At 75.2% G+C, this 25,482-nt stretch carries 27 protein-coding genes; 18 read left to right on the top strand and 9 right to left on the bottom strand.

The window, feature by feature from the left end; translation table 11 throughout:
* The first annotated feature begins 45 nt into the window (after positions 1-45).
* Positions 46-837: a potassium transporter TrkG gene (locus M3185_RS08915; RefSeq protein WP_251333317.1), complete on the top strand. Its 792-nt coding sequence runs from the start codon at positions 46-48 to the stop codon at positions 835-837.
* 892 nt (positions 838-1,729) lie between these two features.
* On the opposite strand, the gene M3185_RS08910 is transcribed toward M3185_RS08915, so the two are convergent.
* Entirely contained in the window at positions 1,730-2,599 is an 870-nt protein-coding gene (locus tag M3185_RS08910; RefSeq protein ID WP_251333316.1) for an IclR family transcriptional regulator, read from the bottom strand.
* A gap of 242 nt (positions 2,600-2,841) precedes the next feature.
* On the opposite strand from M3185_RS08910, the gene M3185_RS08905 reads away from it, so the two are divergent.
* Entirely contained in the window at positions 2,842-3,186 is a 345-nt protein-coding gene (locus M3185_RS08905; RefSeq protein WP_251333315.1) for a hypothetical protein, read from the top strand.
* A 209-nt stretch (positions 3,187-3,395) separates the two neighbouring features.
* Positions 3,396-4,592, top strand: coding sequence for an MFS transporter (locus tag M3185_RS08900; protein WP_374238484.1), 1,197 nt, complete (start codon positions 3,396-3,398; stop codon positions 4,590-4,592).
* 40 nt (positions 4,593-4,632) lie between these two features.
* Here M3185_RS08900 and M3185_RS08895 read toward each other — a convergent pair whose 3' ends face one another.
* Positions 4,633-5,130 (bottom strand): hypothetical protein, encoded by a 498-nt coding sequence (locus M3185_RS08895; protein WP_251333314.1) that lies wholly within the window; start codon positions 5,128-5,130, stop codon positions 4,633-4,635.
* Between the two features lie 162 nt (positions 5,131-5,292).
* On the opposite strand from M3185_RS08895, the gene M3185_RS08890 reads away from it, so the two are divergent.
* The gene (locus M3185_RS08890) at positions 5,293-5,883 is read left to right on the top strand and encodes a thymidine kinase (RefSeq protein WP_251333313.1); all 591 of its coding nucleotides are present in this window, start codon (positions 5,293-5,295) and stop codon (positions 5,881-5,883) included.
* Positions 5,884-5,908: 25 nt separating this feature from the next.
* Here the strand turns inward: M3185_RS08890 and M3185_RS08885 are convergent, their stop codons facing one another.
* Positions 5,909-7,090, bottom strand: coding sequence for a PP2C family protein-serine/threonine phosphatase (locus M3185_RS08885; protein ID WP_251333312.1), 1,182 nt, complete (start codon positions 7,088-7,090; stop codon positions 5,909-5,911).
* A gap of 59 nt (positions 7,091-7,149) precedes the next feature.
* On the bottom strand, positions 7,150-7,455 hold the full coding sequence (locus tag M3185_RS08880) for a DUF4193 domain-containing protein (protein WP_251333311.1): 306 nt from the start codon (positions 7,453-7,455) through the stop codon (positions 7,150-7,152).
* Between the two features lie 235 nt (positions 7,456-7,690).
* Between M3185_RS08880 and M3185_RS08875 the strand changes: the two genes are divergently transcribed.
* Positions 7,691-8,755, top strand: a complete 1,065-nt coding sequence (locus M3185_RS08875) for a GmrSD restriction endonuclease domain-containing protein (protein ID WP_251333310.1) — start codon at positions 7,691-7,693, stop codon at positions 8,753-8,755.
* A 106-nt stretch (positions 8,756-8,861) separates the two neighbouring features.
* Here M3185_RS08875 and M3185_RS08870 read toward each other — a convergent pair whose 3' ends face one another.
* Together M3185_RS08870 and M3185_RS08865 are read right to left on the bottom strand one after the other, a co-directional pair.
* The gene (locus M3185_RS08870; protein ID WP_251333309.1) at positions 8,862-10,472 is read right to left on the bottom strand and encodes an MDR family MFS transporter; all 1,611 of its coding nucleotides are present in this window, start codon (positions 10,470-10,472) and stop codon (positions 8,862-8,864) included.
* Positions 10,469-11,131, bottom strand: coding sequence for a TetR/AcrR family transcriptional regulator (locus M3185_RS08865; protein WP_251333308.1), 663 nt, complete (start codon positions 11,129-11,131; stop codon positions 10,469-10,471). The genes M3185_RS08870 and M3185_RS08865 overlap by 4 nt, the downstream gene beginning before the upstream one ends.
* 135 nt (positions 11,132-11,266) lie before the next feature.
* On the opposite strand from M3185_RS08865, the gene M3185_RS08860 reads away from it, so the two are divergent.
* Positions 11,267-11,896, top strand: coding sequence for a deoxynucleotide monophosphate kinase family protein (locus tag M3185_RS08860; RefSeq protein ID WP_251333307.1), 630 nt, complete (start codon positions 11,267-11,269; stop codon positions 11,894-11,896).
* Here the strand turns inward: M3185_RS08860 and M3185_RS08855 are convergent.
* Positions 11,877-12,752 (bottom strand): SDR family NAD(P)-dependent oxidoreductase, encoded by an 876-nt coding sequence (locus M3185_RS08855; RefSeq protein WP_251333306.1) that lies wholly within the window; start codon positions 12,750-12,752, stop codon positions 11,877-11,879. The two genes, M3185_RS08860 and M3185_RS08855, sit on opposite strands and share 20 nt — an antisense overlap.
* A gap of 171 nt (positions 12,753-12,923) precedes the next feature.
* Between M3185_RS08855 and M3185_RS08850 the strand changes: the two genes are divergently transcribed.
* The 4 genes from M3185_RS08850 (at position 12,924) to M3185_RS08835 (ending at position 16,428) form a co-directional block, all read left to right on the top strand.
* The gene (locus M3185_RS08850) at positions 12,924-13,796 is read left to right on the top strand and encodes an aldo/keto reductase (protein ID WP_251333305.1); all 873 of its coding nucleotides are present in this window, start codon (positions 12,924-12,926) and stop codon (positions 13,794-13,796) included.
* A 50-nt stretch (positions 13,797-13,846) separates the two neighbouring features.
* Complete coding sequence (locus M3185_RS08845) at positions 13,847-14,560, top strand: type 1 glutamine amidotransferase domain-containing protein (RefSeq protein ID WP_251333304.1); 714 nt, start codon at positions 13,847-13,849, stop codon at positions 14,558-14,560.
* An 83-nt stretch (positions 14,561-14,643) separates the two neighbouring features.
* Positions 14,644-15,669, top strand: a complete 1,026-nt coding sequence (locus M3185_RS08840) for a glycosyltransferase (protein ID WP_251333303.1) — start codon at positions 14,644-14,646, stop codon at positions 15,667-15,669.
* A 15-nt stretch (positions 15,670-15,684) separates the two neighbouring features.
* On the top strand, positions 15,685-16,428 hold the full coding sequence (locus M3185_RS08835) for an MBL fold metallo-hydrolase (RefSeq protein ID WP_251333302.1): 744 nt from the start codon (positions 15,685-15,687) through the stop codon (positions 16,426-16,428).
* Between the two features lie 141 nt (positions 16,429-16,569).
* Here M3185_RS08835 and M3185_RS08830 read toward each other — a convergent pair whose 3' ends face one another.
* The gene (locus M3185_RS08830) at positions 16,570-17,451 is read right to left on the bottom strand and encodes a manganese catalase family protein (RefSeq protein WP_251333301.1); all 882 of its coding nucleotides are present in this window, start codon (positions 17,449-17,451) and stop codon (positions 16,570-16,572) included.
* A 233-nt stretch (positions 17,452-17,684) separates the two neighbouring features.
* Here M3185_RS08830 and M3185_RS08825 point away from each other — a divergent pair, with 233 nt between their 5' ends.
* From M3185_RS08825 to M3185_RS08805, 5 genes are read left to right on the top strand one after another with little or no spacing between them, the layout of a single operon-like run.
* Positions 17,685-18,692 (top strand): zinc-dependent alcohol dehydrogenase family protein, encoded by a 1,008-nt coding sequence (locus M3185_RS08825; protein WP_251333300.1) that lies wholly within the window; start codon positions 17,685-17,687, stop codon positions 18,690-18,692.
* Between the two features lie 46 nt (positions 18,693-18,738).
* On the top strand, positions 18,739-19,269 hold the full coding sequence (locus M3185_RS08820) for a hypothetical protein (protein ID WP_251333299.1): 531 nt from the start codon (positions 18,739-18,741) through the stop codon (positions 19,267-19,269).
* Between the two features lie 32 nt (positions 19,270-19,301).
* Positions 19,302-19,736, top strand: coding sequence for a nuclear transport factor 2 family protein (locus M3185_RS08815; RefSeq protein ID WP_251333298.1), 435 nt, complete (start codon positions 19,302-19,304; stop codon positions 19,734-19,736).
* A gap of 24 nt (positions 19,737-19,760) precedes the next feature.
* A complete protein-coding gene (locus M3185_RS08810) occupies positions 19,761-21,098 on the top strand; it encodes a M20/M25/M40 family metallo-hydrolase (RefSeq protein ID WP_251333297.1) in 1,338 nt (445 codons plus the stop codon).
* A 40-nt stretch (positions 21,099-21,138) separates the two neighbouring features.
* Positions 21,139-22,320 carry an acyl-CoA dehydrogenase family protein gene (locus M3185_RS08805; protein WP_251333296.1) on the top strand — a complete coding sequence of 394 codons (1,182 nt, stop codon included), beginning with the start codon at positions 21,139-21,141 and terminating at the stop codon, positions 22,318-22,320.
* A gap of 38 nt (positions 22,321-22,358) precedes the next feature.
* Here the strand turns inward: M3185_RS08805 and M3185_RS08800 are convergent, their stop codons facing one another.
* The gene (locus M3185_RS08800) at positions 22,359-22,592 is read right to left on the bottom strand and encodes a DUF5703 family protein (RefSeq protein ID WP_251333295.1); all 234 of its coding nucleotides are present in this window, start codon (positions 22,590-22,592) and stop codon (positions 22,359-22,361) included.
* Positions 22,593-22,632: 40 nt separating this feature from the next.
* On the opposite strand from M3185_RS08800, the gene M3185_RS08795 reads away from it, so the two are divergent.
* The 3 genes from M3185_RS08795 to mshC all read left to right on the top strand — a co-directional run bounded on the left by M3185_RS08795 (position 22,633) and on the right by mshC (position 25,417).
* A complete protein-coding gene (locus M3185_RS08795; RefSeq protein ID WP_251333294.1) occupies positions 22,633-23,028 on the top strand; it encodes a primosomal protein in 396 nt (131 codons plus the stop codon).
* 107 nt (positions 23,029-23,135) lie between these two features.
* A complete protein-coding gene (locus M3185_RS08790; protein ID WP_251333293.1) occupies positions 23,136-23,966 on the top strand; it encodes an undecaprenyl-diphosphate phosphatase in 831 nt (276 codons plus the stop codon).
* Between the two features lie 170 nt (positions 23,967-24,136).
* The gene (mshC, locus tag M3185_RS08785) at positions 24,137-25,417 is read left to right on the top strand and encodes a cysteine--1-D-myo-inosityl 2-amino-2-deoxy-alpha-D-glucopyranoside ligase (RefSeq protein WP_251333292.1); all 1,281 of its coding nucleotides are present in this window, start codon (positions 24,137-24,139) and stop codon (positions 25,415-25,417) included.
* Positions 25,418-25,482: the final 65 nt, after the last annotated feature.

Raw genomic sequence — 25,482 nt, 5'->3', positions numbered from 1 at the left:
ATCCGGAGGCCCCGCGGGCCCCGCAACGACCGGAAGCTGTTGCTGATGCCGCTGGAAGAGACCCTGTACCGGGCCCGGATCCGGCGCCTGACCAAGGCGGCCGGGCACCGCCCACCACTCCGGCGCACCCCCGAGGCCCGCCCGGACCCCGGACCCCGGCACACCGCCGGCGCCCAGCAGACCAGCCCGGCGAGGATCGCCCGGATCATCGCGGGCGCCTTCGGTGCGGCCCTGCTGATCGGCACCGCCCTGCTGATGCTGCCGATGGCGAAGGCCGGGGAGGGCGGGGCATCGTTGCTCCAGGCCCTGTTCACCGCCACCTCCGCGCTGTGCGGGACCGGGCTGGCCGTGGTAGACACGCCCACCTTCTGGACCCCCTTCGGCCAGGCCGTGATCCTGGGCCTGGTCCAGGTCGGAGGGTTCGGGGTGATGTCCTGCACCACCGTGCTGGGCGTCCTGCTGGCCCGGAAGCCCGGGCTCGCCTCCCAGGCCCTCACCTCCGCCGGGAGCGGGAGCACCGGCTGCGGCGGCATGCGCCGGGTGCTGCTGCGCATCCTGGCCACCTCCCTGGTCATCGAGGCCGCAGTGGCGGTCATGCTGTTCCTGCGCTTCCTCACCGGCTACGGCTACCCGGCCGCCCAGGCGCTGTGGCACGGGGTCTTCCACGCGGTCTCGGCGTTCAACAACGCCGGCTTCACCCTCTACACCCTGTCCCGGACGGACTTCGTGGACGACCCGTGGATCATCCTGCCCATGGCCGCCGCGGTGATCCTGGGCGGACTCGGCTTCCCGGTGCTCTGGGAGCTGCGCCGGGAGTGGAGGCTCCCGCGCAGATGATCGATGAACACCCGCATCGTGCGGCTGGCCGCCCCGGCGCTCCTCGTCCTGGGCACGGTGTGCCTGCGCGCCGTAGAGTGGGCCGACCCGGCCACCCTGGGCCCCTGGCGCCGGGGGAGAAGCAGCTGGCCGGGTTCTTCCCGTCCGCCATCGCCCGCCGCCGGGTTCAACGGCATCGACATCGGGGGGCATGAACCCGGTCTCCTGGCTCGGGCCGGACATCCTCGGGCTCATCGGCGGCCCCGCCGGCGGGCTGAAGGTCACGACCTTCGCCGTGCTGGGCCGCCTCGCCTGGTCTTGGGCCGGCTCGGGCCCACCACCGTGGCCATCGCCATCGCCGCCCGCGCCGGCCCGTGCTCTCCGCACTGCCCGAGGAACGCCCCCTGATCGGCTGAGCCCGCGCTGCCTCCCGGCCGGCCCTGCGCTCCTCACCAGCTGCGGAGGACCCCCATGTGCTCCGCTGCACGCCACGACCTCGCGCCTGCCGGCCGCCCCGAGCACGACAGGGGCGTCCGGTCCGCCCACCTGGTCCGCGGCCGGGTCCTGCCCTTCGCCCGGATCGACGAGGGCTTCGCCCTGGTCCGCTGCGCCGCCCCGGGGAGAGCCGGGTCCCGGCCGGACCGTCCACGGTGCCCGGCGAAAGGGACCAGGTCCTGGTCACGGGGCCCACCGGCAAGGCCGAGGCCTTCAGCACCCTCGCCCGAGCACACCGCCCCACGACGGCGCCCCCGGCGCCGCGCTCCCGGGCTCGACGGCGGCGTCGTGAGCACCCCCAGCAGCCCGAAGGCGAGAGCCCGAAGCGCGGCGGCGCCAACGCGGCGCGGACGCCGACGGTTCCCGGGACACCGCCCGGTGGGGGCCGACGAGCGGTGTCCCGGTCGTGACCGGGTGCTCAGCCGCGGCTCTCCGGCACGTAGCCCATGCGCGCGCTGATCCTCAGGCCCGCCTCCTGCAGATCGCCCAGCAGCTCCCGGATGGTCCCCTCGGTGAAGCGGAACGCCGGGCCCGAGATGCTCACCGCGCCGACGACCGTGCCCAGGTGGTCGCGCACGGGGACGGAGACGGCGTTGAGCCCGATCTCGTACTCCTCGAGGACCGTGGCGTAGCCCTGGGCGGCGACGTCGAGCAGCTGCTGCTCCAGCTTGCGGCGCGACGTGATGGTGCGGCCGGTGTGGGCGGTGAGCCGGTTCCTGGTGATGAGCCGGTCCCGCTCGGCCGAGGGCAGGGCGGCCAGCAGGACCTTGCCGCTGGACGTGGCGTGCAGCGGGGTGAGGCTGCCGATCCAGTCGTGCGTGCCCAGCGACGTCGGGCCGATCTCCTGGGCCAGGTTCACGGCGACGCCCTCCCGCAGGACGGCGAGGTTGACCGTCTCCCGGTGCTCCTCCGCGAGCCGGCGCATCTCCTCCCGGGCCTCCGTCACCAGGCTCAGCCGCGCGGGGATGGCGTGCGCCAGGCGCAGGATGCCGAAGCCCAGCTGGTACTTCCCGCGCTCGCTGTTCTGGACCACCATGCCCCGGCTCTCCAGGGCGCTCAGCAGGCGCGAGGCCGTGGACTTGTGGACGCCCAGTTCGTCGGCCACCCGGCCGACGCTCGCGCTGCCCAGGTGGCCCAGCAGCTCGAGCACGGTGATGGCCCGGTCGACGGACTGGACCCCGCCGGGATGCGCCCCCTCGGTGCCGTTCTCGTCGTGGACGTCCGGGTCGTGGTCGACCGTGTCGGCTCCGGCCGTGGCGCGGTCCGGCTCGTCGGTGCGACTGTGCACGAAACCATCTCCTTCGTCGTAGGGCGTGCGGCGGGGTGCAGGGGGCGGGGCGCACCGTGCAGCGCGTGCGTGGGACCAGGATATCGGTGTCGCCGGGGCCCGGAGCGGGCTGTTTCGACAGCCTGCTTCCCATCTGTGATCCGGCTCTCTATCCTGGGAGGGGACAGCGTCGTCGAGCCCCCCGTCCGGCACCGGGCCCGTTCCCGGGCCCGGTGCGCTCGAACGCCAGGAGGTCCTCCGCCATGTGCGTCCCCGCACTGATCCCGCTCCCCGCCCCGAGCCCCGCCGAGCTCCTGCCGCCCCCGGCGGCCGGCGACGGCGCGGAGCCCGACCGGCCGGCGCCCTCCGCCCGGCTGGGCCGCTACCGCGTGCGCGCCGACCGGGCCGGGCTGAACCTGCGTGCCGGTGAGCTCGTGCTGTGCGTCCCGTACGAGCCGGTCGCCCTGGGCCTGGTGGTGCTGGTGCGCTGCGAGGCGGACGGGCACCGTCCCGGCGTCCTCCTCCCGGCCGCGGAGCTCGAGTACCTCGAACCGGCCCACGGCCGCTTCGGTCCCTGCACCTGGGACGAGCCCGGCGTCCGCCCCTGACCTGCCCTCCCGCGGTGCGGTGCTGCACGGGGCACCCCGCCGCCCGTCCCGGTGCGCCCGGGGGTGCACGCCGGGGTGCCCCGGGTGGGTGATGATGGACGGGGGTCCCCGCGCGTCCGGCCGTACGACGACGGCCGGACCCCGTCCGGTGGGAGCCGCCGGACGAGAGCCCTGGAGAGCCGAGGACCATGCACCGTGGTGAGCCGCCCGTGACCCGACGCGCCCGGGGCCGGGTGCCCCGCGGATGGCTGCTGATGGCCTGCATCGGCCTGGTGGCCCTGGCGCTGCGCACCCCCATCGTCGCCGTCGCCCCGGTCCTCGGGGACCTCCGCGCCGATCTGGGGCTCTCCGCCGCCGCGGCCGGTCTGCTCACCACCATTCCCGTGCTCTGCTTCGCCCTGGCGTCCCCGCTGGTCGCGCCGGGCATCCGCCGCTTCGGCGTGGAGTTCTCGATCACCGCGACCCTGCTCGGCGTGCTCGCCGGCATGGTCCTGCGGTCGGCGGGGACCATCACGGCCACGATGCTGGGCACCGTGGTCATCGGACTGGCCATCACCGTCGGGAACATCGCCGTGCCCCTGCTCATCCGGCGCGACTTCCCCCCGCGCCGCTACGGAGCGGCCACCGGCCTCTACACCGCCGCCCTGAACATCGGCTCGACCCTCGCGGCGCTGCTCACCGCTCCCATCGCGGCCGCGGCGGGATGGCGCATCGCCCTGGCCTCCTCGGCGGCGGCCGTGGTCGTCGGCGTGGGGGTCTGGCTGCTGACCGTCCGGGGCCGAGGGGCGCTGGTGCCCGCGCGCGAGCCCCGGCCGGCCGGCGAGGCGGTGCGCCCCCGGGGCGGCCGGTGGGCCGCGGCCGGCCTGGCGGCGGGGTTCGCCGGGCAGGCCTTCGCCTTCTACGGCGTCACGGCGTGGCTGCCGACGCTGCTCGTCGACGTCGTCGGGATGACGACCGTCGCCGCCGGAGCGGCGTCGTCGTTCTTCCAGGTGTTCGCGATCGCCGGCGCGCTCGGTGTTCCTCTGGCCGCCCGGCGGCTGAGCACCGTGACCGTGGCCGCCGCCGTCGGGGTGACGTGGCTCGCCCTGCCGCTGGGCCTGCTCCTGGCTCCCGCCCAGTGGTGGGCGTGGACCGCCCTGGGCGGGGTGGCGCAGGGCGGCGGCATCACCGTGATCTTCATCGCCATCATGCAGCTGGCGCACGACAGCGCCTCGGCCGGGCGCCTCTCGGCGGTGGTGCAGGGGACCGGCTACGGGGTGGGGGCCCTGGCTCCGACCGTGCTCGGCTTCGTGCAGGCGCGCAGCGGCTCCTGGTCGGTGTCCCTGCTGGTCGTGCTGGCGGCCACGGCCACGTACCTCGTGTGCACCACGCTGGCGGTGCGCGGCGTCGCGGCGCGACGCCGCTAGCCCGGACCGGCCGGGAGGACCGGCGACCGCTCCGGGCCGGTCATCGGCCCCTGGGGTCGTCGGCGGCGAGCCGGTGCCTGGCCACCACGGCCCAGAACTGCTCCTGGGGGATCTCGTCGTAGTCCTGGCCGATGGGCGTGAGCTCGTCGATGATCCCGGAGACGTCGTAGTGGGCGTGCACGTCGGCGTCGCCGGTGAGCAGGTTCGCGGCGATGCTGTCCTCCACGTAGGCCAGCTGGTCGTGGCCGGTGTAGGCGCTCAGCACGGCGTCCGCCCACAGCTCGTCGAAGTCCGGGTTGCCCTCCGTCACGATGTGCGTGGGGCGGTGGGCGTCCTCGAGGTCGGAGGACCCGCCGGCGGAGTCGCCCCACTGCACCCCGTCGGCCTTGGAGAAGCGGGTGCCGTCGTCGACGGTGACGGTCCAGTGCGACTCGTCGACGACCGTGCGCCGCTCCGTGGAGCGGCCGTGGCCGCCGCGGACGACGACGGCGCGCGTGCCGACGGCGGTGGCCCCGCCGTAGTTGTAGTCGTGGTCCACTGCCAGCCCTTTCCTCGGTGGGTGCGGCCGGGGTGGCCCGGCCCCGCGCTCCTGGCGCCTATATTAGGACGCGCGTTCGACACCGGCACCCGGCCCGACCCCCCCCAGGAGCACCACGATGACCACCTCCGCCACCTCCGCCCGGCACCGCAGGGGCGCCTGATGGGCAAGCTCTACTTCCGCCACGGGGCGATGAACTCGGGGAAGTCCACGGTCCTGATCCAGGCCGCGCACAACTACGAGGAGCGGGACCAGAAGGTCCTGGTCGCCAAGCCGGCGATCGACTCCAAGGGCGCGGACACGGTGGTGTCCCGTCTCGGCGAGTCCCGGCGGGTGGACCTGCTGCTGGGCCCCGGGGACCCGGCGCGCGCCCTGTTCCACGCGGCCGTCCGGGAGCACGGCCCGGTGCACTGCCTGCTGGTGGACGAGGCCCAGTTCCTCACCCCCGGACAGGTCGACGACCTGCTGCGCATCGCGGTGCTCGACGGCGTGCCGGTGCTCGCCTACGGGCTGCGCACGGACTTCCGCACCGAGGCGTTCCCCGGGGCGGCACGGCTGCTGGCGCTGGCGCACACCGTCGAGGAGCTGCGCACGATCTGCCGCTGCGGGTCCAAGGCGATGTTCAACGCGCGGCTCGTCGACGGGGCGTTCGTCTTCGAGGGGGACCAGGTGGCCATCGACGGCCAGGAGGCCTCCTACGAGTCGATGTGCGCCGCCTGCTACCTGCGCCACTCCGGCGGCCGCCTGCGCTGAGCGCCGGTCCTGACGGCGGCCGGCGTCAGGCGGGCTCGCGGCGCAGGGCCAGGACGGTGACGTCGTCGGGGTGGCCCCGGGTGCGGGCGTAGGCGATGGCCCGGTCCACCACTCGGGCCGCGGTGGCCTCGGCCAGCCCGGCCCGGGCGGCCGCCTCCAGGGTGTGCCCGAGGGTGGGGAAGAAGTCCAGGAACCCGTCGGAGACCACCACCAGCAGCTCCCCGGGGGCCAGGGTGGTGGTGTGCAGCGGCCAGGTGGTCTCGGGGAAGATCCCGATCGGGGGCCCGGAGCGGTGCAGCCGGCGGTACCCGTGGGGACCGAAGACGAAGGCCAGCCCGTGCCCGGCGTCGATGTAGTCCAGCACCCCGGTGGCCGGGTCCAGGCGGGCGGAGAAGGCGGTGACGAACGCCCCGGTGGCCGACAGCAGCTCCTCGGCGGCGGTGGCGGTGCGGTGGACGGTGGCGGCCTGGTCGTTGAACTGGGCCGCGCCCACCAGCATGGCCCGCACCGAGGCGGCGATCAGGGCCGCGGGGATGCCCTTGCCCATCACGTCGGCCACGTGCAGCTGCAGGGCCCCGCCGGGCAGGGTGTGCCAGGCGAAGAAGTCCCCGCCGATGGCCTGGGTGGGCACGCACCGCCCGGCGAGCTCGTAGCCGTCGACGACCGGGGCGGTGGCGGGCATGAGGACCTGCTGGACCTGGGCCGCGCGGTCGAGCTCCTGCTGGGCGACGAGTTCGCGCTCGACCCACCCGGCCATCTCCTGGAGCATCTGCCGGTCCCGGCCGCTGAGCTCCCGCGGGTCGGTGGCGAACAGGCACAGGGTGCCCACCGCCTCCCCGCCGGGGGCGTGGACGGGCTGGCCCGCGTAGAAGCGGATGCGCTCGTCGCCGACGACGAAGCGGTTGGCGCGGAAGCGGGGGTCGACGGTGGTGTCGGGCACCACCAGCGTCCCGGGGGAGCGCACGGTGTGGCGGCACATGGAGTCGCCCGGGGGGATGCTCTCCAGCCCGTCGAGGCCGACCTCGGCCTTGGTCCACTGCCGGTCGGCGTCGATGAGGTTGATCGCGGCCATCGGCACGTCGAAGACCTGCTGGGCCAGGCGCACGATCCGGTCGTAGCGCTCCTCCCGCGGGGTGTCCAGCACCTGGAGGGCGTGCAGCGCCTCCACCCGGGCGTCCTCGGCGCGCTCCACAGCATCGATCGACATGCATCCACCCTACGGTGCCCGGCCGCCGCCCACGGACGGCCGGCCCGTGCCGGCGCCGGTCAGCCCTCGCAGTCGGTGCAGTACTTGTTGCCGTTCTCCTCGCGGGCGAGCTGGCTGCGGTGGTGGACCAGGAAGCAGGACATGCAGGTGAACTCGTCCTCCCGCTCGGGCACGACCTGGATGAGCAGCTCCTCGTGGGAGAGGTCCGCCCCGGGCAGGTCGATGCCCTCCGCGGTGTCGGCGTCGTCGACGTCGATCGCCGGGCTCTGGGCGGGCGCGCTGCGCTGCGCCTGGATCACCTCGAGCGACTCGCCGGCGTCGTCGTCGTCGGGGCCCGTGCGCGGGGCGTCGTAGTCGGTGGCCATGGGTTCTCGGCTCCTCGGAAGTGCGGTGGGACCGCCGCGCGCGAGAGGCGGCAGCGGGGTGTTCCCCCGACAACCCGGTGGGGCAGGGGCCTATTCCCGGCGCCGCCCGCGCGGTCCGGCGCGGAGGATCTCGCCACGACGCGTCACGACCCGTGACCGGCTCGCGCAGCGCCGGGGACCGGGCCTACGGTGGACTCTGCATTCGCATTCGCACCTGCCCCCGGAGGTCGACCCCGTGCCCCGCTGCACCGCCCCGCGCCCGTCCGTGCTCCGCGCCCCGGCGCCCCGCCGTCGGATCCGCGCCACCCTCGCCGTGCCGCTGGGCGCGGCGGTCCTGGCGCTCACCGGCTGCGCGGGCCCGGTCGGCGCGACCACCGCCGGCCCGCCGGACGATCCCGCCCCGGCGACGGCGGCGCCCTCGGCCGCGCCCGTGCCGGCCGGGACCGCGGACCCGCCGGAACCCCCGGCGAGCGCGACGGCACCCGCCGCGTCCACGGGCGGCGGGCCCGCCACGGCGGCCGCCGCCCTGGAGACGCTCGCCGTGAAGGGCCGGGCGCCGAGGGCCGGCTACGACCGGGAGCAGTTCGGCCCGGCCTGGCAGGACGTGGACGGCAACGGCTGCGACACCCGCAACGACGTGCTCGCCCGGGACCTGGTCGACGTCGTGCACCGGGCCGGCAGCGACGGGTGCACGGTGCTCTCGGGCACCCTGCTCGATCCCTACACCGCCACCACGATCGACTTCGTGCGCGGGCCGGCCACCTCCTCCGACGTCCAGGTCGACCACGTCGTCGCGCTCTCCGACGCCTGGCAGAAGGGCGCCCGGCAGCTCGACGCCGGCACCCGGGCCCGCTTCGCCAACGACCCGCTCAACCTGCTCGCGGTCGACGGGCCCACGAACCAGGCCAAGGGCGACGGCGACGCCGCCACGTGGCTGCCGCCGAACCGGGCGTTCCGCTGCGACTACGTCGCGCGCCAGATCGCGGTGAAGGCCGGGTACGGGCTGTGGGTGACCGCCGCGGAGAAGGACGCGATGGGCCAGGTGCTGGGGGAGTGCCCCGGTCAGGTCGTGCCCGCGGACCCCGAGCCCGCGCCAGGGGCGGGGCCGGTGACCGGACCGGGGGCCGCGCCGGAGCCGACCGCGCCCGGGCCGGCCACCCCGTCCCCGGCCCCCACGGATCCGTACCCCCACTGCTCGGCGGTCTACGCCGACGGGCTCTCGCACCTCACGCCGGCGCATCCCCGCTGGCAGCCGCGCCTGGACGGCAACGGCGACGGGGTCGGCTGCGAGAACCCGTGAGCGTCCCGCGGCTCCTCCGCTGCGCCCCGGGACGGCCCGGGCACGACGAGGAGGCCCCGCCCGCCCACGGCGGGCAGGGCCTCGTGCCGTGCCCGGGCGGGGGCGCTCAGCGGGTGCGGGCGGCCTCGAGCGCCTCGGCCTCGGCGCCGCCGACCGCCTCGCCGCGGGCCACCATCCCGGCGGTCTCCGACAGCGGGATCTGCCGCAGGAACAGCGCGAGCAGGAACGCGAGGAGCATGAAGGGGATGAGGTACCAGAACACGGGGGCGAGGGAGTCGGCGTACGCCGCGACGATGCCGTCCCGGACGGGATCGGGCAACTGCGCGAGCGTCTGCGGGTCGAGGGTCGCGGTGGCCTGCCCGGCCTGGTCCGCGGTGGCCCCGGCGCCGGCGAACACCTCGGTGAGCTGCTCCGCGAGGTTGTTGGTGAAGATCGCCCCGAAGATGGCCACGCCCAGGGCGGCCCCCACCTCCCGGAAGTAGTTGTTGGTGCTCGTGGCCGTGCCCACCATGGAGGGGTCCACGGCGTTCTGCACCACGAGGACGATGACCTGCATGATCAGGCCGAGGCCGGCGCCGAGGACGAGCAGGTAGGCGCAGATCAGCCAGATCGGCGTGTCGGCTGCGAGCGTGGTCATGGCCAGCATCGCGGCCGCCGTGACGAGGGTGCCGGCCATCGGGTAGCCCCTGTACCGGCCGGTGCGGGAGATGCGGATGCCCGACCAGATGGAGGTGCCCATGAGCCCCGCCATCATGGGCAGCATGAGCAGCCCGGACTCCGCGGCCGAGGTCCCGGAGGACATCTGCAGGAACGTCGGCACGAAGGCGATGGCGGCGAACATGCCCAGGCCCAGCGTGAGCCCGATCGCGGTCGCGTTGACGAAGACCGGGTTGCGGAACAGGGCGAGCGGGATGATGGGGTCCTCCGCGCGCGCCTCGGTCCGCACGAACAGGCCCGCCGCGACGACCGTGCCGGCGGCCCACGCCCACGTGGCGGGGGAGTCCCAGCCGCGCTCGGCGTCGCCGCCGAACTCCGTGAAGAAGATCAGGCACGTGGTGGCCGCGGACAGCAGCACCACGCCGGCGACGTCGATCCGCCGGGTGGCGCGCTTGTGGGGCAGGGTCAGGGTGAACCAGGCGATGGCGAAGGCGGCGATCCCGACCGGGATGTTGATGTAGAACGCCCACTGCCAGGTGAGGTGGTCCACGAAGTAGCCGCCCAGCAGCGGCCCGGCGACGGCGGAGAGGCCGAAGATGCCGCCGAGGGGGCCCATGTACTTGCCGCGCTCGGAGGCCGGCACGATGTCCGCGACGATCGCCTGGGAGAGGATCATCAGGCCGCCGCCGCCGAGGCCCTGCATCGCGCGGAACGCGACGAAGCCCCAGAAGCCCGTGGCGAGGGCGCAGCCGACCGAGGCGACGGTGAACAGGGCGATGGCGACGAGGAAGAGGGTGCGCCGGCCCAGCACGTCGCCGAACTTGCCGTAGACGGGCATCACGATGGTGGTCGCGAGCAGGTAGGCGGTGGTGATCCAGGCCTGGTGCTCCACGCCGCCCAGCTCGCCGACGATGGTCGGCATGGCGGTTGAGACGATGGTCTGGTCGAGGCTGGAGAGCAGCATCCCGGCGATGAGGGCCGAGAAGATGATCCAGATCCGCTTCCGGGTCAGCACCAGCAGCGGGCCGTCCGGGACGGCCGACGGCGGGGTCGTGGTCATGGGGTTCCTTCGGTGTCGGTGGGGGTGGCCGGGCCGGTGCCGGCGGGCGCGAGGAGCTCGGCGGCGAGGCCGACGTTGCGCTCCAGCAGGGCGGCGAACTCCTCGAGCGGCGGCGACTCGTCGGCGCCCGGGCGGCTCTCCAGGAGCTCGTGGACGGTGTGCCCCGCCAGGTGGGCGACGACGGCGGCGGCCACCCGCGGGAAGGGGTCCCCGGGCGGGCAGCCCTGCCGCCGGGCGATCAGCTCCGCCAGGCCCGCGACGTGGCGGTCCATGGACTCGGTCAGCCGCTGGAGCAGGGCGGGCTCCCGCCGCAGGACCTCCAGCAGCACCGACCGGTCGTGGGGGGCGTCCATGACGCGGAAGGACCGCACGACGAGCTCCTGCAGGGCCTCCAGCAGGCCCGGCCCGCCCGAGGACCGGCCGCCGGCCACGAACTCCTCGGAGTAGGCCGCGAGCGGGTCCCGCGCCGGGGTGCCCAGCACGGCGTCGTCCTTCGAGGCGAAGTAGTTGAAGAAGGTCCTCCGGGAGATGCCGACCTCCGCGCAGAGCTCGTCCACGGTGAACCCGCCCAGCCCGCGCTCGGCCGTGAGCCGGCGCGCGTGCACGATGAGCGACCGGCGCGTGCGCCGCATCCGCTGCTCGCGCGCCCCGTCGGTCACCGGGAGTTCCTGCCGCAGACCATTAATTGCACTCTCGGCATCATAGTGCAAAAAGTTGGTGCGATGCGTCAGGTGCGGTGCCGGGCGGCGGTTCGTAGGCTGGCAACGGTGCCGGCACGACCGAGGAGGCTGACCATGGGCGCGGACACGGGCACGGACACGGGCGCGGACGACCCCGGCGGTGTGGAGCTGATCGGGCTGCACGGGCGCAAGCAGGCGGGCAAGGACACGTGCGGGGCCCGGCTCGTGGCGGCCCACGGCTACTCGCGGGTGGCGTTCGCCGATCCGCTGCGGCTGTTCCTCACGAAGCTGGACCCGCTCGTCGGCCGGCGCGGGGACGCCCTCCTGCGCCTGTCCACGGTGCTGGCCGAGGTCGGCGGGGACTGGGACCGGCTCAAGGACGAGGAGCGCGACCCGGTGCACCGGGAGATCCGGGTCCTGCTCCAGCGCGTGGGCAACGAGGCGGGCAAGGCGGTCTTCGGGGAGACGGTGTGGGCGCAGCGCGGTCTGGCGGCCGCCCGCCGGCTGGGCGGACGGGTCGTGTTCACGGACGTGCGCTTCGACGTCGAGGCCGAGGCCGTCGTGGCCGCGGGCGGGCGGGTGGTGCACGTGGTGCGCCCGGGGGCCGGGGGGAGCGCCGACCCGCACGCCTCAGAGGCCGGCATCGACCCGCGGTGGATCACGGCCACGATCGTCAACGACGGGACGATCGAGCAGCTGGAGCAGAAGGTGGACGCCCTGGTGCTCAGCCTGCGCGGCCGCTGAGGCCGGCGAGCCGGGCGCTGCGCTCCCAGAGGGCGTCCACCAGGGCGTCGTCGCCGGCGCGGGGATTGGTGCGGGCCGGCCGGCGCTTCTCGTAGTACGCCCCCGACGCCCAGTCCCGCCCGGGGGTGCCTTCGGCGAGCCAGACGAGCGTGTCCGCGCCCTGCTCCGGGGTGATCATCAGGCGCCGCCCCAGCCGGGTGCGGTAGAGCAGGCCCAGGGCCGTGGTCGTGGAGGAGGCGAAGTTGGTGGCCACCCCGCCGGGGTGGAACGCCGCGGCGGCCAGCCCGCGGTCCCCGTGGTGGCGCTCGAGCCCGCGCGTGAACAGGACGTTGGCGAGCTTGGAGTCGCCGTAGGCCCGGTGCGGGGACCACGCCCGGCGGCCGCCCGGGCCGCCGAACCCGTCCAGCTCGTCCATGCCCCGGAGGTCCAGGCGCCCGATCCGGGCGGCGATGCTCGACGTGTTCACCACCGCGCCGGTGCCCGCCCGCAGCGGCTCCAGCAGCAGGTGGGTGAGCAGGAACGGCGCCAGGTGGTTGACCTGGAAGGTCCGCTCGAGCCCGTCCGCGGTGCGCTCGGGCCGGTCGAAGATGCCGCCCGCGTTGTTGACGAGCACGTCGATGCGCGGCAGGGCCGAGCGCAGCTGGGCGCCCAGCCCGCGCACCTCGTCCAGGCGCGCGAAGTCCGCCGAGAAGTGCCGCGCCCCCAGCGGGCGGGCGACCGCGGCGGTCTTGGCGGGCGAGCGGCCGACGACGACGACCTCGTGGCCCCGCCGCGCGAGCTCCCGGACGGCGGCGGCCCCGATGCCGTCGCTGGCGCCGGTGACGACGATGGTGCGCGGCTCGGTGCTGGGCTCCATGGGGCTCCCTCCTGGGCGGGGTGGTGCGGGGCGGGCCGCGGGTGCGTCCCGCCGCTCAGGCTACCCACCGTCCGGCGCCCGGGGAACGGGCGGCGCGGTCGGCACCCGGGGAGCTCCCGCCGGTGCCGGCGTGATCGGAATAACGTCGGGCGCCGCCGGGTTGCGGCGGACATGACGGACAGCACCCCGGCCGGCACCCGAGCAGTGCCCGGCACCATCGACCTCCAGGACCTCGGCACGGTCCACCGCCTCGGCTTCGGCGCCATGCGCATCGTCGGCGAGGGCGTGTGGGGCGAGCCCGCCGACCGCGCCAACGCCGTGCGGGTGGTGCGCCGCGCCGTGGAGCTGGGCGTCGACTTCGTCGACACCGCCGACGCGTACGGCCCCGACGTCAGCGAGCAGATCATCGCCGAGGCCCTGCACCCCTACCCCGAGGGCGTCCGGATCGCGACCAAGGTCGGCTTCGCCCGCACCGGTCCCCGCCGGTGGATCCCGCTGGGCCGGCCCGAGTACCTGCGCCAGCAGGCCGAGCTGAGCCTGCGCAAGCTGCGGGTCGAGGCCCTCGACCTGCTCCAGCTGCACCGGATCGACCCCACCGTCCCCGCGGAGGAACAGTTCGCCGTCCTGCGCGCGCTGCAGGAGGAGGGCAAGGTGCGGGCGCTCGGGCTCTCCGAGGTGGGCGTGGACCAGATCCGGGCGGCCCAGGAGCACTTCACCGTCGCCACCGTGCAGAACCGCTACAACCTCACCGACCGCAGCTCGCAGGACGTCCTCGAGCACTGCGCCGAGCACGGCATCGGGTTCATCCCGTGGGCGCCCATCTCCGCCGGCGACCTCGCCCGCCCCGGCGGTCCCGTGGACCGGGCCGCCGAGCGCCTCGGCGCCACGGCCTCGCAGGTCGCCCTCGCCTGGCTGCTGCACCACTCCCCGGTGATCATGCCCATCCCCGGCACGGCGTCCCTGGAGCACCTCGAGGAGAACATGGGCGCCGCCCGGCTCCAGCTCGACGACGCCACCTACGCGGAGCTCACCGCCGCCGCCTGACGCCGCCGCACCGGCCCGCCCCGTCCACGACCCCTGCAAGGAGCACTCCCATGGCACACGTCCTCATGATCGTCTCCGCCGCCGACTCCCTCACCATGCGCGACGGCACCGAGCACCCCACCGGCTTCTGGGCCGAGGAGCTGGTCGTCGCCCACCGCGTCCTGCGCGAGGCCGGCCACGACGTCGACATCGCCACCCCCGGCGGCGTCGCCCCCACCGTGGACCGGGCGAGCTTCGCCCCGGAGATGACCGGCGGCCAGGAGCGGGCCGACGAGTTCCGCGCCTACCTCCAGCGGATCGACGCGGAGCTGGCCGTCCCCCTCGTGCTCGGCGACGTGGACGGCGGCCACTACGACGCCCTCGTGCTGCCCGGCGGCCACGGGCCCATGGCCGATCTCCACCAGGACGCCGACCTCGGGCGCCTGCTGGCCGAGGCGGACCGGGCGGGCCGGATCGTCGCGCCCTTCTGCCACGGTCCCGCCGGGCTGCTCAGCGCCGTGGACGAGGACGGGGCGTTCGTCTTCACCGGCCGCCGGATGACCGTGTTCACCAACGAGGAGGAGCTCGGCGGCGGCACCGGCGAGAACACCCCCTGGTTCGTCGAGACCGCGCTGCGCGAGCAGGGCGCCGTCGTGGAGACCGGCCCCGCCTGGTCCAGCCACGTCGTGCGCGACGCCAACCTCGTCAGCGGCCAGAACCCGCAGTCCAGCCAGGCCGTCGCCGAGGTCGTCGCCGAGGCCCTCGCGGAGCAGTCCCCGGCTTGACCGCCGTCCCGGCGCGGGCGCATGATCGGGACACCACCATCAGTGCCCTTATCAAGAGCCCACGCCGCGAAGGACCCCCGCCCATGGCCCTGCCCCCGCTCGCCGACGCCCACTACGTCCTGCCGCTGAAGTGGAGCGACGACGCGGCCCTGGACGAGCTGGCCCGCTACCTCGCCGAGGTCGTGCAGTGGGTGCCGGTCACGGTCGTCGACGGGTCCGCCGACGAGCTCTTCGCCGCCCACCGCCGCGCCCTCCCGGACGCGGTGCAGCTCCTGCGCCCCGAGCCGTGGCCCGGGGCCAACGGCAAGGTGGCGGGGGTCATGACCGGGGTGCGGCGGGTGGCGCAGGAGCGGATCGTCCTCGCCGACGACGACGTGCGCTACACCCGGGAGGCCCTCCAGCGGGTGGTCGGGCTGCTGGGGCGGGCGGAGCTGGTCCGCCCGCAGAACTACTTCCTGGAACTGCCCTGGCACGCCCGCTGGGACACCGCCCGCACCCTGTTCAACCGCGCCCTCGGCGCCGACTACCCCGGGACCCTCGGCGTGCGCCGCTCGGCGCTGCTGGGGGCGGGCGGCTACGACGGCGACGTGCTGTTCGAGAACCTCGAGCTGATCCGCACGATCACCGCCGCGGGGGGCCGGGAGGTGCGGGCCCCCGACCTGTACGTCGGCCGGATCCCGCCGAGCGCCGCCCACTTCCTCGGCCAGCGGGTGCGGCAGGCCTACGACGACTTCGCCCAGCCCGGGCGCCTGGCCGCCGAGCTGTCCCTGCTGCCCCTCCTCGGCTGGGCCGCGCGCCGGCCGGCCCGCCTCGCCGCCCTGGGGGTGCTGGCGTGCGGGGTCGCGGAGGCCGGGCGCCGCCGCGCGGGCGGACGGGCGGTCTTCCCCGCCGGCACCGTGGCGTGGGCGCCCGTGTGGCTCCTCGAGCGCGCCGTGTGCGTGTGGGCGGCCGTGGGGGCGCGGCTGCGCGGCGGCGTGCCCTACGCGGGGGCCCGCCTGCGCACGGCCGGGCACTCCAGGGCGGCCCTGCGCCGCCGGCTGCGCGGGCGCCCCGGCCCCGCCGACGACGCGGCGGCGGCCGCCCCCGTCCCGCTCCCACCGACCCACTGACCACCGAGGAGTCCCATGTTCACCTCCGGAGTCGCCGACGGCGTCCACCTCATCACCCACGCCCACGTCAACTGCTACCTGGTCGAGGACGAGGACGGCCTGACCCTCGTGGACGCGGGACTGCCCAGCATGTGGCCCATGCTCCTGGCCGGGCTCGAGGAGCTCGGCCGGCGGCCCGAGGACGTCAAGGCGCTCGTGCTCACCCACGGGCACTTCGACCACGTGGGCTTCGCCCGCCGCGCGCAGGACGAGTGGGGGCTGCCCGTGCTCGGCCACCCCGCCGACGCGCGGCTGGCCGCCCACCCGTACCGCTACCGGCCCCAGCGCAACCGCTTCCTCTACCCGCTGGGCCACCCGCGCTCCCTGCCGCTGCTCGGCCGGATGGCGCTCGCCGGAGCGCTGAGCGTCAAGGGCGTGCGCGTGCTCCGTCCGCTGGAGACCGGCAGCCCCCTGCCGGTGCCGGGCCGGCCCGTCGTCGTGCACACCCCCGGTCACACCGACGGGCACTGCGTGCTCGACCTGCCCGGCCGGGGCACCGTCCTCAGCGGGGACGCGCTGGTCACCCTCGACCCGTACACCGGCCGGCGGGGCCCGCAGATCGTCGCCTCGGCCGCGACCAGCGACACGGCCACGGCCCTGGCCTCCCTCGACGCGGTCGCCGCCACGGGCGCCCGCACGGTCCTGCCCGGCCACGGCGAGCCCTGGGCCGAGGGCGCCGAGGCCGCGGTGCGCCACGCCCTCGCCGTCGGCGCCCACTGACCGCACGCCCGGAGCCGGTGCCCCGACCCGAGGCCGTGGCCCGGTGCTGCCGGGCACGCGCAGGGGCCCGGGACGGCGGTCGCCGTCCCGGGCCCCTGCGCGCCTGCGGGGACACTCCCCGGCGGGGCGTCCGGCCGGGCGCTACTCCTTCTTGAGCTTGTCCTGGAGGGTGCCGGCGGCCTTCTCGACGGCGTTGGGGACCTCGGTGGTGCCGTAGAAGCGGGCGTCCGGGTGCGTGGGAGGGGGCATGGGCACGCCGGCCATGGGCTCCGCCTTGTAGCCGAAGGTGCCCTTGCCGTCCGGGGTGGGGCCGGAGGCCCACGAGCCGTCCGCGGCGGCCGCGCCGTCCGAGAAGTTGTAGTAGTCGTAGGAGAACTCCGTGGCCTCCTTCGACTGCGGGAAGTTCGACGGCACCGGCATCTGCTCCAGCCCGTCCTCCTGCAGCTCCTTGACCGCGGCCATCCACTGGTTCTGGTGCATGGTGTCGCGGGCCAGCAGGAACGAGAGCATGTCCCGGATCCCGTGGTCGTCGGTCATGTGGTAGAGCCGGGCCACCTGCAGGCGGCCCTGCATCTCGGCGTTGACGTTGGCCGTCATGTCGGCCAGGAGGTTGCCGCTGGCGGTGACGAAGGACCCCTGCCACGGGTTGCCCATGGAGTCGACCGGCCGCGCGCCGGCCCCGGCGACGATGGCGTGCTGGAGGTCCGTCCCGCCGATCACGGCGGCCACGGCCGGGTCGCCCTGCACGGCCTCGTCGGTGATGCCCAGCGGGGCCTTCTCGAGCAGCTGCGCGACCATCGTGGCGAGCATCTCGATGTGGCCGAACTCCTCGGCCGCCGTGCCGAAGAGCAGGTCACGGTACTTGCCGGGGATGTGGGCGTTCCAGGCCTGGAAGCTGTACTGCATGGCGACGGTGATCTCGCCGTACTGCCCGCCGATCACCTCCTGCAGCTTGCGCGCGTAGACCGCGTCCGGGGCCTCGGGGGTGGCGTTGTACTGGAGTTTCTGCTGGTGGAAGAACATGCTTGCCTCCGTCGTCGACTGCAGTGGGGATGCGGCGGGCCGCGGATGTCCGCGTCGCACCGTCGCAGGTAAGGCCACCCTAAACGCCGCGGGGGCCATAAGGGAAGTGTGCTGACGAAAGGGGCCGCGCCAGGTAGGCTGGCGGCTCCCGACCGGCGGCGCCCGTGCGCCGCCCCGGCGTGCCGCCACCCGACCGCGACGCCGCCCGACCACGACGCCCCGGAGGTCCCCCCGTGAAGCAGCTCTCCCTCGCCGCCCCCGGCGGTCTCGACCGCCTCGTCCTGCAGGACGTCCCCGCCCCCGGGGACCCGGGACCGGGGGAGGTCCGCGTGCGGGTCCGCGCCAGCTCGCTGAACTTCCACGACTACCTCGTCGTCAGCGGCGGCTCGCCCGCCGAGGACGGCCGGATCCCCCTGGCCGACGGCGCGGGCGTCGTCGAGGCCGTGGGGGAGGGCGTCGAGGAGCTCGCGCCGGGCGACGCCGTGGTCTCCTGCTTCTTCCCGCTGTGGCAGGACGGCCCGCCCGCGGTCGGCGACTTCCGCAGCGTGCCCGGCGACGGGCTCGACGGCTACGCGCGGGAGGTCGTCGTGCGGCCCGCCACCTGGTTCACGCGGGCCCCGGCGGGGTGGACCCACGCCGAGGCCGCCACCATCACGACCGCCGGCCTCACGGCCTGGCGCGCGCTCGTCGTCGACGGCGGGCTCCGGGCGGGGGACGTCGTCCTCGCCCTCGGCACGGGCGGGGTCTCGGTCTACGCCGTGCAGCTGGCCAAGCTCATGGGCGCCACCGTGATCGCGACGTCGTCCTCCGACGAGAAGCTCGAGCGTCTGCGCGCCCTGGGCGCCGACCACACGATCAACTACCGGCAGGACCCGCAGTGGGGCCGCACCGTCCTGGAGCTCACGGGCGGACGCGGTGCGGACCACGTCATCGAGGTGGGCGGCGCCGGGACGCTGCCGCAGTCGATCCGGGCCGTGCGGATCGGCGGGCACATCTCCCTCATCGGCGTGCTCGCCGGCGGATCCGGCGAGGTCCCCACCGCCCTGCTCATGGCGCGGCAGGCCCGGCTGCAGGGGCTGATCGTGGGCAGCCGCCGCGAGCAGGAGGACTTCGTGCGGGCGCTCGAGGCGACCGGGCTGCGGCCCGTGATCGACCGCAGCTTCGGCCTCGCCCAGGCCGCCGAGGCGTTCCGCCACCAGGAGTCCGGCCGCCACTTCGGCAAGATCTGCCTGGAGTACTGAGGCCCCGGCGCTCCCCGGACCCCCGCGCCTGCCCGGCCGCGTCGCCGTGCTGGCCCGGACCGTCCTCCTCGCCCTGTCCCTGCGCCTGGCCGCCCTGACCTCCGCGCACACCATGTGCTGCGGGATCGGCACCCCCGCCACCCCCTTCCTGGCCGTGCCCCCGGCCCGGACCGCGGGGTGGCGGCTCTCGATCGGCGTCCGGGCCGCGGTCGGCCCCGTCGCCGTCGCGCCCTGGCCGGTGGTGCTCGCCGGCACCCGCAGGGACGGGGCCCGGAGGGCGGGCAGCGGCCGGGGTGCCTACCCGATGGCCCGGCCGCTCACCAGCCCGCGCACCCGCACCACGGCCGGCTCCGCGGCGCTCTCCGCCGTCGCCCGGGGCGTGGGCTACGCCTCCGCGTCGGCCGGGCCCCTCGGGTTCGGGCTCGTCCTGGCGCTGACGGGCAGCTGGGCCGGCGCATTCGTGCTGCTGGGCTGCCTGCTCGTGGCCCTGGTGGCCGGCGTCGTCGCCGGGCGCCCCCGCCACCTCGAGGACGCCCCGGCGCCCCCGCGGCCGGTGCCCGCGGGCCCGTGGCGCTAGGCTGGGAGGGCCCGCCCCCGGGAAGGAGACCCATGCCCGTCCACGCCACCCGCCCCGCGCGGTCCCGGGGCGCGCTGCGGCTGGGCCTCGCCGCGGCGGCGGCCGCCGGCCTCGCCGGCTGCGGGCCCGACCCCGGCACGCCCGAGGGCGTGACCGAGGCATTCGTCGAGGCGATGGCCGAGCGGGACTGGGAGGGCGCCTGCGCGCTGCTCTCCCACGACCTCGTCCACCGCAGCACGGACGGCAACTCGCAGTACTGCCCGCGCTACCTCGAGCAGTGGCACGAGGACACCTCCGGCTACCGGACGCTGGTCGTGCAGGACGGGGCCACGGCCACCCCGGAGGGCCACGAGCTGCTGGTGGCCCCCGAGGGCGCCCCGGACCGGACCGAGACGGTCACCGTCGTGGAGGAGTCGGGCCGGCTCCTGCTGCGGGACTACCCCGGCCGGGACACCGCCACCCGCTGACCCCCAGGCACCAGGAAGGACCCCATGACCGACTCCCAGCCCACCCCCGTGCCGGCACCCGCCGCCTCGTCGCCGGAGGGCGAGACCGTCGAGATCTGCCGCAACCTCATCCGGATCGACACGTCCAACTTCGGCAGCGGCGACGCCCGCGGGGAGCGGCGCGCGGCCGAGTACGTCGCCGGGCTGATCGACGAGGTCGGGCTCACGCCCACGCTGCTCGAGTCCGCCCCCGGGCGCGCCAACGTCTTCGCCCGGCTCGAGGGCACCGACCCGTCCGCCGACGCCCTGCTCGTGCACGGGCACCTCGACGTGGTCCCCGCGATCGCCGCGGACTGGTCCGTGGACCCCTTCGGCGGGGAGCTCGCGGACGGCATGATCTGGGGCCGCGGGGCCGTGGACATGAAGGACATGGACGCGATGATGATCTCGGTGCTGCGCCACATGGCCCGCACCGGCACCCGGCCCCGGCGCGACATCGTCTTCGGCTTCTTCGCCGACGAGGAGGCCGGGATGACCTACGGGTCCCGGTGGGTCACGGAGCACCACCGGGAGCTCTTCGACGGGGTCACGGACGCCATCAGCGAGGTCGGCGGCTACTCCGCGACCATCGGGGGGCGCCGCGCCTACCTGCTGCAGACGGCCGAGAAGGGCCTGATGTGGCTGCGCCTGCACGCCGAGGGCACCGCCGGGCACGGCTCCCAGATCAACGACGACAACCCCGTCACCCGCCTGTCCCGGGCGCTGGCCAACATCGGGGAGCACCGGTGGCCGGTCCAGCTGACGAAGACCACCCGCGCGTTCCTGGACTCGGTGACCGAGCTGACCGGTGTGGAGTTCGACCCGCAGAACCCGCAGCGGCTGCTGGCCGAGCTCGGCTCGGTGGCCCGCTTCGTGGGCGCGACCCTGCAGACCACGGCCAACCCGACGATGCTCGAGGCCGGGTACAAGGTCAACGTGGTCCCGGGCTCCGCCCAGGCGGGACTGGACGTGCGCTACCTGCCGGAGCAGCGGGAGCTCGTGCTGGACAAGCTCGCCGAGCTGGCCGGGGACGGGGTGCGCTTCGAGTTCGAGTCCGACGACATCGCCCTCGAGGTGCCGTTCTCCGGCAGCGTCGTGGACGCCATGGTGGACGCCCTGCACGCCGAGGACCCGGAGGCCGTCGTGCTGCCGTACATGCTCTCCGGCGGCACCGACAACAAGTCCCTGGACCCGCTGGGGATCACCGGCTACGGGTTCGTGCCGCTGCGCCTGCCCGACGAGCTCGACTTCCCCGCCATGTTCCACGGCGTGGACGAGCGCGTGCCGACGGCGTCGCTGGAGTTCGGCTCGCGGGTCCTCCACCGCCTGCTCAGCTCGTACTGACCGTCCCGCCCCGCCCGACCCGCGCTCCCGGAAGGACCCCATGCCCAGCACGGACGCCCCGACGCCCGAGACCCTGCTGCCCGACGAGCTGCTCGCGGCGTTCCGCGAGCGCGCCGCCGGCTACGACCGGGACAACCGGTTCTTCGACGAGGACTTCGCGGAGCTGGTGCGCATCGGCTACCCGCTGATGCTCGTGCCGCGGGAACACGGCGGCCTCGGGTTCACCCTGCAGCAGGCGGTCGCCGCGCAGCGGCGCCTGGCCTCGGCGGCCCCCGCCACGGCCCTGGGGATCAACATGCACCACGTGCTCGTGGGCGTGGCGCACACCCTGCGCCTGCGCGGGGACGGCCGCGCCGAGGGGATCTTCCGGCAGGCGGCGGCCGGGGAGATCTTCGCGTTCGGCATCTCCGAGGCCGGCAACGACGCGGTGCTCTTCGACGCGGCGACGACCGCCGTCGCCGAGGGGGAGGGCTACCGGGTGACGGGCACGAAGATCTTCACCTCGCTGTCCCCGGTGTGGACCCGGCTGATCGTCCACGCCCGGGACGACGCCGACGCCGGGGCGCCGCTCGTGTTCGGCTTCGTGGACCGGGACGCGGACGGGATCGAGGTCCTCGACGACTGGGACACCCTGGGCATGCGCGCCTCGCAGTCGCGCACCACGGTGCTGCGCTCGGTGCGGATGCGCCCCGAGCAGGTCCTCACCCGCACCCCCGCGGAGCCCAACCCCGATCCGGTGGTGTGGGGGATCTTCGGGTGCTTCGAGCTGCTCCTGGCCGCGGTCTACACGGGGATCGCGGACCGGGCGGTGGAGCTGGCGGCCGAGCTCGCCCGCACCCGCCGCTCCCGGGGCGCGGACGCCCCCCGGGCCGAGCACCCGGACGTGCGGTGGCAGATCGCGGAGGCCGCCATCCTGCGGGACGGGCTGGAGCTGCAGCTGCGGCAGCTCAGCGCGGACGTCGACGCCCTCGGCTCGGGACGCGCTCCGGAGCACGGGCCGCGCTGGTTCCTGCTCTTCTCCGGGGTCAAGCACCGGGCCACGGAGACGGCCCGTCAGGTGGTGGACCTGGCGCTGCGCACCGCCGGCGGCGCCCAGTACTCCCGCGGCCGGGAGCTGGAACGGCTCTACCGGGACGTGCTCGCCGGGATCTACCACCCCTCGGACAGCGAGTCCGTGCACGCGGTCGCCGCCAGGGCCCTGCTGGGCCCGGTCGGCGGCTGAGGGAGCGGCCCGGGCGCGCCCGGGCCGGGCGGGAGCGCTCAGATGGTGCGCTCGACCCGCATCACGCGGCGGCGCAGCCAGTACTTGCGCGCCCCGCTGTAGAGCAGGACGGACCGGGTGAGCTCCCACTTGCCGTACTCGGCGTGCTCGGTGAGCCGGGCGCGCGCCTCGCTGAGCCTCTCGTGCGGCGCGACGGTCAGCAGGAGGTACTCGTAGCGCTGGTCGGCGTCCCGCGCGAGGGCCGCCGAGCTGGTCCGGACTTGTTCTCTCATCGGTCCCCATTCTGCACGGAATAGCGATAACGTCTACTCCATGAGCCAAGATCCTCGTGCTGCGCTGCAGGCCCTCGTGAGTGCCCTCGAAGAACACCTGGCTGCGGCCTCCAACCGCCGGGGCGACGACGACCCCGCGGTCGACGGCGCCTACCTGGCGATCGCCGACGCCTTCGACGCCTACGAGGAGGCGCTCTACGACGCCTACGACGAGGTCACCCCGCTGACCGTGTTCGCCGAGGAGGACGACGAGGACTCCGAGGACGAGGACTCCGACGACGAGGACGACCTCGGCCCGGACGACGAGGACGAGGACTCCGGTGAGGGCGCGGACGAGGATCTGCTCGAGGACAACGAGATGCTCGACGACGACCTCGTCGACGAGGAGGACTACGAGGACCTCGACGAGGGCGGTCAGTCCCGGTCCGCCCGCTGACCCGGCCCGGTCCGCCCGGGCCTGCCCGGGAGCGGCCCGCCCCGGCGGGCCGCTCCCGGCGTGTCCGGGCGGCGGGCGGCGGCGGTACCGTGCCGTAAGGTGGCCGGGTGAACTGGATCGAAGCAATCATTCTCGGCCTCGTGCAGGGCCTCACCGAGTTCCTGCCGGTCTCCTCCTCGGCGCACCTGCGCATCGCGGGCGAGTTCCTCCCCCACGGCGCCGACCCCGGGGCCGCGTTCACCGCCATCACCCAGCTGGGCACCGAGACGGCCGTGATCATCTACTTCTGGCGCGACATCGCCCGGATCATCGGGCACTGGGCCCTGTCCCTGGTGGGGCGGGTGGACCGCTCGGACCCCGACGCCCGGATGGGTTGGCTGATCATCCTCGGCTCCCTGCCCATCGGCGTGCTCGGGCTGCTGCTCGAGGACTGGATCGACACCGAGTTCCGCTCCCTGTGGATCACCGCCACGATGCTCGTGGTCTTCGGCGTGATCCTCGCCGCCGCGGACCGGGTGGGCCGGCAGGTGCGCCACCTCGACGAGCTCACCGTCCGCCACGGCGTGCTCTTCGGCCTCGCCCAGGCGCTGGCCCTGATCCCGGGCGTCTCCCGCTCGGGCGGGACGATCACCGCCGGGCTGCTCATGGGCTACACCCGGGAGGCCGCGGCCCGCTACGCGTTCCTGCTCGCCATCCCGGCCGTGTTCGCCTCGGGGCTGTACAAGCTCGCCCAGACGCTGGGGGAGCCCCAGGCGGGCCCCTACGGGACGGCCGAGACGCTCGTGGCCACCGGCATCGCCTTCGGCGTGGCCTACGTGATCATCGGCTGGTTCATGCACTACATCTCCAACCGCAGCTACACGGTCTTCGTCTGGTACCGGATCGCGCTGGGCCTGGCGATCTTCGTGCTCCTGGGGCTCGGCCTGATCAGCGCCTGACCGCCGCAGCCTCCACCGCACGCTCCACCGCAGCCTCCGCCGAAGCCCCCGCCGGGAGCTCCGTCCGGGCCCCCGCCGGGGGCCCGGACCGGGACCCCTCGCGGGGGCCGGTAGGTTAAGGGGGGCCCCGCGCCCCGATCCTCCCGTTCCCGAACCCTTCCGAGGTGAGCATGAAAGCCTGGTCCGCCCGACCCGTCCCCGACCTCCCCGGCGAGGCCCCCCTGCCGGTGGTGCAGGACACCCGGCTGCGGCGTCGCGCGGAGCTGCCCCGGCAGGAGCGCGCGAGCCTCTACGTCTGCGGGATCACCCCGTACGACGCCACCCACATGGGCCACGCCGCCACCTACGTGGCCTTCGACGTGCTGCACCGCGCCTGGCTCGACGCCGGCACGCCCGTGGACTACGTCCAGAACGTCACCGACGTGGACGACCCCCTGCTCGAGCGGGCCGAGGCCACGGGCGTGGACTGGCGCGAGCTGGCCGCCGAGCAGACCGAGCTGTTCCGCGCGGACATGAGCGCCCTCAACGTCCTCCCGCCCCAGCACTACGTGGGCGCCACCGAGGCCGTCGGCTGGATCGTCCCCGCCGTCGAGCAGCTGCTCGGCCGCGGCCTCGCCTACCGCGTGCCCGGAGCGGACGGGGAGCCCGACGGCGACGTCTACTTCGACGTCGAGGCCGCCGGCGCCCTGGACGACGACGCCGCGTGGGTGCTCGGGGACGTCTCCCACCTCACCCCGGAGCAGATGCTGCCGGTCTTCGCCGAGCGCGGCGGGGACCCGGAGCGCCCCGGCAAGCGGCACCCGCTGGACCCCCTGCTGTGGCGCGTCGAGCGCCCGGGCGAGCCCGCGTGGGACGGGGCGTCCCTCGGGCCCGGCCGGCCGGGGTGGCACATCGAGTGCGCCCTGATCGCGCTGGAGCACCTGCCCGCGCCCTTCACCGTGCAGGGCGGGGGCTCCGACCTCGTCTTCCCGCACCACGAGATGGGCGCCGGGCACTGCTCGGCCCTGACCGGCCGGCCCATGGCCGAGCACTTCCTGCACACCGGCATGGTCGGTCTCGACGGGGAGAAGATGTCGAAGTCGAAGGGCAACCTGGTGCTCGTCTCGAGGCTGCGCGCGCAGGGCGTGGAGCCCGCGGCGGTGCGCACCGCGATCCTCGCCCACCGCTACTCCGACGACTGGTCGTGGACCGACCTGGGCCTGGCCGCGGCCGTGGCCCGCCTCGACGCCTGGCGCCGCGCCCTCGCCGTCACCCCGGCCGGCACCGCCGCCCCGCTGCTGGCGACCGTGCGCGCCGCCCTGGCCGACGACCTCGACGCCCCCGCCGCGCTCACGGCCCTCGACGACTGGGCCGCCGGCGCCCTGACCGCCGGCAGCGCCGCCGAGTGCTCCCCCGCGGACGCCCAGCTGGTGCGGGAGCTCGTGGAGGCCCGGCTCGGCGTCGTGCTCTGACCCGGTCCGGCCCGCCGCCGTGCTGCCCTCGGCCGTGCTGTTCGACATGGACGGCACGCTCGTGG

This window comes from Kocuria rosea (assembly GCF_023715525.1).
In the GTDB taxonomy this organism is placed as follows: domain Bacteria; phylum Actinomycetota; class Actinomycetes; order Actinomycetales; family Micrococcaceae; genus Kocuria; species Kocuria rosea_A.
This window is presented reverse-complemented; position numbering and strand designations above follow the sequence as displayed.

What these genes read in the sequence shown, in the direction of transcription:
- M3185_RS08915 (WP_251333317.1), top strand. Translation starts at nt 46, where the DNA reads ATGCCGCTGGAAGAGACCCTGTACCGGGCCCGGATCCGGCGCCTGACC.
- M3185_RS08905 (WP_251333315.1), top strand. Translation starts at nt 2,842, where the DNA reads ATGTGCGTCCCCGCACTGATCCCGCTCCCCGCCCCGAGCCCCGCCGAG.
- M3185_RS08890 (WP_251333313.1), top strand. Translation starts at nt 5,293, where the DNA reads ATGGGCAAGCTCTACTTCCGCCACGGGGCGATGAACTCGGGGAAGTCC.
- M3185_RS08885 (WP_251333312.1), bottom strand. Translation starts at nt 7,090, where the DNA reads ATGTCGATCGATGCTGTGGAGCGCGCCGAGGACGCCCGGGTGGAGGCG.
- M3185_RS08880 (WP_251333311.1), bottom strand. Translation starts at nt 7,455, where the DNA reads ATGGCCACCGACTACGACGCCCCGCGCACGGGCCCCGACGACGACGAC.
- M3185_RS08870 (WP_251333309.1), bottom strand. Translation starts at nt 10,472, where the DNA reads ATGACCACGACCCCGCCGTCGGCCGTCCCGGACGGCCCGCTGCTGGTG.
- M3185_RS08860 (WP_251333307.1), top strand. Translation starts at nt 11,267, where the DNA reads ATGGGCGCGGACACGGGCACGGACACGGGCGCGGACGACCCCGGCGGT.
- M3185_RS08855 (WP_251333306.1), bottom strand. Translation starts at nt 12,752, where the DNA reads ATGGAGCCCAGCACCGAGCCGCGCACCATCGTCGTCACCGGCGCCAGC.
- M3185_RS08850 (WP_251333305.1), top strand. Translation starts at nt 12,924, where the DNA reads ATGACGGACAGCACCCCGGCCGGCACCCGAGCAGTGCCCGGCACCATC.
- M3185_RS08845 (WP_251333304.1), top strand. Translation starts at nt 13,847, where the DNA reads ATGGCACACGTCCTCATGATCGTCTCCGCCGCCGACTCCCTCACCATG.
- M3185_RS08840 (WP_251333303.1), top strand. Translation starts at nt 14,644, where the DNA reads ATGGCCCTGCCCCCGCTCGCCGACGCCCACTACGTCCTGCCGCTGAAG.
- M3185_RS08835 (WP_251333302.1), top strand. Translation starts at nt 15,685, where the DNA reads ATGTTCACCTCCGGAGTCGCCGACGGCGTCCACCTCATCACCCACGCC.
- M3185_RS08830 (WP_251333301.1), bottom strand. Translation starts at nt 17,451, where the DNA reads ATGTTCTTCCACCAGCAGAAACTCCAGTACAACGCCACCCCCGAGGCC.
- M3185_RS08815 (WP_251333298.1), top strand. Translation starts at nt 19,302, where the DNA reads ATGCCCGTCCACGCCACCCGCCCCGCGCGGTCCCGGGGCGCGCTGCGG.
- M3185_RS08810 (WP_251333297.1), top strand. Translation starts at nt 19,761, where the DNA reads ATGACCGACTCCCAGCCCACCCCCGTGCCGGCACCCGCCGCCTCGTCG.
- M3185_RS08805 (WP_251333296.1), top strand. Translation starts at nt 21,139, where the DNA reads ATGCCCAGCACGGACGCCCCGACGCCCGAGACCCTGCTGCCCGACGAG.
- M3185_RS08800 (WP_251333295.1), bottom strand. Translation starts at nt 22,592, where the DNA reads ATGAGAGAACAAGTCCGGACCAGCTCGGCGGCCCTCGCGCGGGACGCC.
- M3185_RS08795 (WP_251333294.1), top strand. Translation starts at nt 22,633, where the DNA reads ATGAGCCAAGATCCTCGTGCTGCGCTGCAGGCCCTCGTGAGTGCCCTC.
- mshC (WP_251333292.1), top strand. Translation starts at nt 24,137, where the DNA reads ATGAAAGCCTGGTCCGCCCGACCCGTCCCCGACCTCCCCGGCGAGGCC.